This window comes from Pseudoalteromonas sp. NBT06-2 (genome assembly GCF_002276045.1).
Classification (GTDB): Bacteria; Pseudomonadota; Gammaproteobacteria; order Enterobacterales; family Alteromonadaceae; genus Pseudoalteromonas.
Genome location: NZ_NQMR01000013.1, coordinates 96,517 through 102,961 on the forward strand (window position 1 = coordinate 96,517; position 6,445 = coordinate 102,961).

At 34.6% G+C, this 6,445-nt stretch carries 5 protein-coding genes and 2 pseudogenes; 2 read left to right on the top strand and 5 right to left on the bottom strand.

Translation table 11 applies throughout. From position 1 onward, the window contains the following. Nucleotides 1-146: 146 nt before the first annotated feature. Entirely contained in the window at nt 147-950 is an 804-nt protein-coding gene (dapB, locus tag CJF42_RS04160) for a 4-hydroxy-tetrahydrodipicolinate reductase (protein WP_095365470.1), read from the bottom strand. Between the two features lie 279 nt (nt 951-1,229). Between dapB and CJF42_RS04165 the strand changes: the two genes are divergently transcribed. After that, nucleotides 1,230-2,549, top strand: a complete 1,320-nt coding sequence (locus CJF42_RS04165; protein ID WP_095365471.1) for a Na+/H+ antiporter NhaC family protein — start codon at nt 1,230-1,232, stop codon at nt 2,547-2,549. An 85-nt stretch (nt 2,550-2,634) separates the two neighbouring features. Here the strand turns inward: CJF42_RS04165 and CJF42_RS04170 are convergent, their stop codons facing one another. Continuing rightward, the gene (locus CJF42_RS04170; RefSeq protein ID WP_095365472.1) at nt 2,635-3,432 is read right to left on the bottom strand and encodes a M48 family metallopeptidase; all 798 of its coding nucleotides are present in this window, start codon (nt 3,430-3,432) and stop codon (nt 2,635-2,637) included. 174 nt (nt 3,433-3,606) lie between these two features. Between CJF42_RS04170 and CJF42_RS04175 the strand changes: the two genes are divergently transcribed. Continuing rightward, the gene (locus tag CJF42_RS04175) at nt 3,607-4,800 is read left to right on the top strand and encodes a multidrug effflux MFS transporter (RefSeq protein WP_095365473.1); all 1,194 of its coding nucleotides are present in this window, start codon (nt 3,607-3,609) and stop codon (nt 4,798-4,800) included. 307 nt (nt 4,801-5,107) lie between these two features. Here the strand turns inward: CJF42_RS04175 and CJF42_RS04180 are convergent. From CJF42_RS04180 to CJF42_RS27195, 3 genes and pseudogenes are all read right to left on the bottom strand, one after another. Beyond that, nucleotides 5,108-5,386: pseudogene (locus CJF42_RS04180) on the bottom strand (HU family DNA-binding protein); the annotation flags it as partial. Nucleotides 5,387-5,547: 161 nt separating this feature from the next. Continuing rightward, a pseudogene (locus CJF42_RS04185) lies at nt 5,548-5,839 on the bottom strand (sugar-binding protein); the annotation flags it as partial. Nucleotides 5,840-5,897: 58 nt separating this feature from the next. Further along, nucleotides 5,898-6,445, bottom strand: a 548-nt coding sequence (locus tag CJF42_RS27195; RefSeq protein ID WP_353651669.1) for a glycosyl hydrolase family 65 domain-containing protein, incomplete at its 5' end; no start/stop codon positions are given.

A 6,445-nucleotide genomic window follows, 5' to 3' on the forward strand; every position in this document is an offset into this window, starting at 1 on the left:
AAGCATTTTAAGACACATAAAACAAAAATTTGGCAAATCCGACGTATTTTAGAATAAAAATGGCAAAAGGTCTAATTAAAAATGATAAAAAACCTAAAACAGCCGTTTCAGGCAAAAAAATGTATTAAAGCCTTATAAGAAACACTTTACTTAGTTAAACCTAGCACATCCTGCATAGTATAAAGTCCAACAGGTTGTTTTTTTAACCATGCTGCAGCCCTTAAAGCACCTTGCGCAAAGGTAATACGTGAACTCGCTTTATGGGTTAATTCAAGCCTTTCACCCATAGTTGAGAAATAAGCCGTATGTTCACCAACTATGTCACCTGAACGTACCACTGAATAACCAATTTCATTTTGAGTTTTCTCTACTTCATCATGTGTACGATCGTATTTTGCAACTTCATCGTGATCCCACCCTTTAGCATCCGCAATAGATTCCCCTATAGCTAACGCAGTACCTGAAGGTGCATCAATTTTGTGCCTATGGTGTGCTTCGAATATTTCTATATCAACATCTTCATCTAAAGTTGTTGCTATTGTTTTCACTAAATTAAGTAAAACATTAATGCCAACACTATAATTACGTGAAAAAACAATTGGAATTTCTTTACTTGCTTGCTCAAGTTCACACATATCTTCAGCAGTTAAACCTGTCGTACCAATTACCATAGCCGTTTTATTTTTTACTGCTTCGGCTAAATGCTTTTTTAAGCCTTGAGGTAAAGTAAAATCAATAAAAACATCAATTTCATCATGAATAGCCTCACTTTCATCTTTCAAGATTATACGTTCCTTTGAACCCAAAATTGTTGCACTTAAGTCTCCCCCTATATGTTGTGACCCTGTACGGCAAAAAGCAGTCAAATCACTATTTTGATCTTTTGAAACGACTTCTAATAAGGCGCGACCCATACGACCATTTGCGCCAAAAATTCCGATGTGATTCATTTGTTATTTCCATTATATTTTGATGGGCGATATTTTACCCGTTTATAATTTTCACGGCTAGAGCGTGTTGGTTATTTGAGATGAACAAATTTCATTCCTGTATACCTTGCACCAAAGATTTAAAGCGAGTCTAATAAGATATCATTGACAAAACATCTAGACGTCTATACATTTCAACATCCAAATTTTAAATTATGTTCCTCCTTTTCTTTGTTTCACTTGAAATATAAAACAAATTCAATAAACAATAGAAAAAAAATAATAATTAAAAGGCTGTATATGCAACTTGATTACAACAAAACGCAAGCTAAGTTATCTTTGCTTCCTTTATTACTCTTCGTCAGTCTCTTTTTAGGCACTGGGCTTTATTTACAAGCTAGCGGTGTTGATTATGCCTTTTATCAACTACCTGCGCCTGTTGCTATTTTACCAGCCATTTTATTAGCCTTTTTTCTTAACAAAAAAACAATAAACTCTTCTGTAGAGACTTTTGTCAAAGGCGCTGGACATAACAATATTATCACGATGTGTTTAATTTATTTGCTAGCGGGCGCATTTTCTACCGTTGCAGGGGCTACGGGTGGTGTGGATGCGATAGTTAATGCTGGACTTGATGTAATCCCTGCAGCACTTTTATTACCGGGTTTATTTTTAATATCGGGAATAATTGCAACCGCGATGGGAACTTCTATGGGGACAATCGGAGCAATTGGACCTATTGCCTATGCTGTATCTGTCAAAACAGGTATAGACCCAAGCTTAGTTGCCGGCACTGTAATTTCTGGTGCTATTTTTGGCGATAACCTTTCAATTATTTCAGATACAACGATCGCAGCAACACGTACCCAAGGCTGTGAAATGAAAGATAAATTTAAAGAAAATTTATCTTTCTCTGTACCTGCTGCTATTATAACGATTGCTTTATTATTTATCGTTAGCCCTCAATCCCAAGCGATTGAAATACAAGATTATGATTTACTATTAGTATTACCTTATGCCTTTATTCTTATTTTAGCTGTGATGGGATTTAATGTTTTTGCAGTTTTGATTAGCGGAATTTTATTTGCAGCTATGATTGGCTTCACATCAGATTATGAAGCTGGCGCTTTTGTAAAGGATATTTATCAAGGCTTTACAGGCATGCAAGAAATATTTTTATTGTCTATGCTTATCGGAGGACTATCAGAGTTTATTCGTATTAATGGCGGTTTAGATTATATAGCTAAAAAGATTCAACACGTTACAAAATTCATCGCAAAATACAATCGACAAGTTGCGGATCAATTTGGTATTGCAGCCTTAGTATTTGCTTCTAACTTATGTATTGCTAACAATACTGTAGCCATTATAATTTCAGGTCCTATTGCTAAAAAGTTAGCACAAAACGGCAATGTGAGTGCAAAACGCTCTGCTAGTTTACTTGATATCTTTGCTTGTGTTGTTCAAGGAATATTGCCATATGGAGCTCAGGCATTATTGTTAGGTGCAACATTTGGTTTATCTCCATGGCAAGTATCCACCTCAGCATATTATTGTTTTATTTTGGCTATAACTGCCATTGTTGTAATTTGTTTTAGAAATAACAAAAAACTTCAATAACATCAAAGTTAATCATTCCAGAAACAAAAAGCGTATGAAAAGTACACTTTTTGTTATCGATATATTTAAAATTAATAATTAATAATTAAAATTTACAATTTGGTTTTAAACCTGATTGTGTAGCTGCATTTTTAAGTTTCATTACTGCTGGCATTCTTGCTCTGAGTTCACTAATACGACTTGTTGGTGCTGGATGAGTAGATAAAAACTCAGGTGTGGCACCATTTCCTGCCTTTGACATATTTTGCCATAAAGTAACTGACTCTTTTGGATTAAACCCTGCTTTTGCCATTAAATCTAAACCAACATTATCAGCTTCTGTTTCATGCGTTCTGCTAAATGGTAATACAACACCGTATTGCGCGCCCATGCCCAAAGCGGACATGATTTCTACTTGATACTTGACATTTTGTGTTTGCAGAACAGCATTTGTTGCCTGCATACCGTATTGTAATAAGTTTCCTTGTGATGCGCGTTCATTCGAATGTTCGGCGATCACGTGCCCTATTTCATGACCTAATACAGTTGCTAATTGATTTTGATTAGTCGCTATTTTTAATAAACCGGTATGAATACCAATTTTTCCACCTGGTAACGCAAACGCATTAGCTGAATCATCTTCAAATAAAATAACTTCCCATTGTTGATTTGCATATTTTTTTGGTAGTACAGAGATAACATTATCAGCAACGCATTGTACATAACGGTTAACATTTGTGTCTGAATTTATTAGCTTTTGCTCTTTCAGTTGTTTAAAACTTTGCACGCCCATCGAATTCATTTCACTATCTGAATATAAAGCAATTTGAGTTCTGCCAGTAGGTGAAGTTTTACATCCTGCTATTGCTATTAATGTAAAAAGCGCGATAAGTGTTGTTTTCATCAAATAATCCATTCATTAAACCTAGTCTCTGCTATTTTAAATGAGTTTTAAGATTAGGTATAGACTGTAAGTAAAAAACACATCGATACAATTAAAACTCATTTTATCTACTATCTTTAAATGCTCAGGAGTATGATACGCGCTCATAATTTTCCCTTTCAATAAGAAGCTCAAATGAATGATAGTTTCAACAAGCGAATATTACTGCCTTTATTTGCAAGCGTAGTCGCCATCACACCATTAGCAATTGATATGTATTTACCAGCAATGTTAGTCATGAGCCAAGATTTGAATACACCTATTAGTTATATTCAAATGTCTTTAAGTATTTATTTGGCGGGCTATGCATTAGGCATGTTATTTTTCGGACCTTTAGCCGATCAATTTGGTAGGCGTAAACTTGCTGTGTTCGGGTTAACAGGGTTTTGTATCAGCTCATTTGTATTAGCTTTTTCAAAACAAATTGAAGTGTTTTTTATCTTTAGGGCAATTCAAGCATTTACGGGTGCTGCTGCGACTGTTGTTGTACCTGGGGTTATTCGTTATATCTATCAAAAAGATACTGCTAAAGGTATGTCTTATGTTTCTATGATCATGATGATTGCTCCATTAATAGCTCCGACCATAGGCAGCGCTTTAATGGGCTATTGGCATTGGTCGAGTATATTCATTGTTTTAGCACTTTATAGTTTTAGTACTCTACTACTCGTGGCTAAATATTTTATTGAGATCCCCATATTTAAATCTAAGAAAAAAGGCATTAGCCTTTTTCTGGATAGTTACGGTGCCGTTTTTAGCAATAAAGAAGCCCGTTTAGATATAACAACCTCTGTATTGGCTTCTTTTGCTTTCTTTTGTTTTTTAACTTCAGCGCCATTTATTTATTTGGATTATTTTCAGGTTTCAGAAAATCTCTTTGGATTTTTATTTGCCGTTAATGTGATTGCCCTTATGTTAGGTAATTTTTTAAATACCAGACTCGTGCCAAAAGTCGGCTCACGCAAAATGTTACATGCCGGATTATTATTGGCACTGATCTCAGTAAGCCTCTTATTTACCACTAGCGTATTAGATTCAGGTCTTTATTATACAATTGCTGCTTTAGCGCCACTAATGATGAGCCTAGGTATAATGGCAAGTAATTCTGATGCATTAGTATTATTGCGTTTTGAGGAAAAGTCAGGAACAGCAACAGCCGTTATTGGTACGCTACGTTTTGGTATCGGCGCTTTAGCTGGGCCGTTATTAACTTTATTTTGGGTTAAAAATACCCTGCCATTTTCATCTTTAATGCTAATATCAGTTGTATTAATCTTGTTATGCCAATTTAAAATAAGGCTTAATGAGAAGCGTAAACCTCAGATTTAACAACAGAGAATTCATCACTGCGACACTGCGACTTTTTTTGATCTATACCTCGATGGAAAAATCAATACCCTATAACTATTAGAGCATGTTCAATAGCGTTTATTGCACTATTTAGTCTTGCACTGCGGATATTCAGTTCTCATTGTTACTCCATGACATCCTGTCATTCGGATTATCTTCCACTTAGTCAGGGTGATACAGACTTCTTTCAGCCTGCCAGCTTTGCTGGGCAAACAAAAAAACGAAGTCAAAAGCTTCGCTTACAATCGTACTCATATAAACTTCGGTGTAATTCAATACACCTAAATTAAGTATTACATAATTCTTTTAACACCTTACTTGGTTTAAATACGGGCACATGAGTTCCAGGGATTGTTATAGCTTCGCCTGTTTGAGGATTACGGCCTTGGCGCTCAGGTCGATAATTAATTGAGAAATTGCCAAATCCTGTCAATTGCACTATTTCACTCTCATAAAGTTGCTTAGTGATGGTGGCAACAAAAGAATCATAAAACTGTTTTGCTTGTACCTGAGTGATATCTGCTTCTTTAGCAATTTTGACTATTAATTGTGTTTTGTTCATTGATCTTGTTTTAACAAAAAATTTTGCAGGATAATAACAGGTTTATCTAAATTGAAATGTTGTTTTTTTGTAGCATTTTAAAAATATATTTATGTTATGGAAAATTAATTGGTCAAAGCGCTCACAAAGCAGCCAAACTGCGCTAAAACCTATATTATTTCTATTTATTTAACTAAAATTAATGAATCAAATACATCCGCGTTAATATAACCGAAGTTTTTATTACCATTTTTAGCTTTTATTGCCGTCGAGCCCATAAAGTGCTCTCTTTGTTTACTACCATCATTGTGATTTTTGCCTATATCTACAACTTAGTTATCAAGAGCAATATGATAAGCAAAAGCATTATAATTAAACTGATGATCACCGCCTGATTTATCTTCATCAATAAAAAACCTCTAAACAATCGTCATCCCAATATAAATGTTTAGGGTCACTATGTTGATCAAATAAAATAACAAATATCAAAATTTAACATTCTAAACATATTACGATGATTAATTTCAGATATAAGTCATAAGTCATTTAGCTCCTCCTTAACAACTTGTTCCTTCAGCAAAGAATAAGGTGTGATAACGATCAATTTATGTTGCTTACCTTTAACTATGTTTGTAATTTTATTACTCCTTAATTCAATCGTATCTAACACTAACTTTGTTGCTGTCACTTTATGCGATTGAATTATTTCAACATCAAAAATCGCACCTTGAAAATGGCGTACCACTTTAATGTTAGGCCAGTGCTTAGGTAAGTGAGGTCGTACAACTAAATCTCCATTATCACCTTTTAATCCGCATAACCCCTCCACTATACACCGGTAAAACCAAGCAACTGTACCTGTATTATATAACTGACTAGAGCGACCAGCCATTTCAGGAAATTGATGAAATGCACCACGATAATAATTTGGAATAAAAATAGGCAACTGACCACGTTTAATTTGATCTTTTTCACTAGGTAGCATTTTCATCAATACATCAAATGCTAAATCAGACTGGCCTTGTGTATACAAACTAAAAGCATAAAAAATAGCTGCATGATTATATACCCAAACCACTTCAA

Bases quoted from the DNA above. Each gene is read 5' to 3' on its own strand.
- dapB (WP_095365470.1), bottom strand. From the start codon at position 950: ATGAATCACATCGGAATTTTTGGCGCAAATGGTCGTATGGGTCGCGCC.
- CJF42_RS04165 (WP_095365471.1), top strand. From the start codon at position 1,230: ATGCAACTTGATTACAACAAAACGCAAGCTAAGTTATCTTTGCTTCCT.
- CJF42_RS04170 (WP_095365472.1), bottom strand. From the start codon at position 3,432: ATGAAAACAACACTTATCGCGCTTTTTACATTAATAGCAATAGCAGGA.
- CJF42_RS04175 (WP_095365473.1), top strand. From the start codon at position 3,607: ATGAATGATAGTTTCAACAAGCGAATATTACTGCCTTTATTTGCAAGC.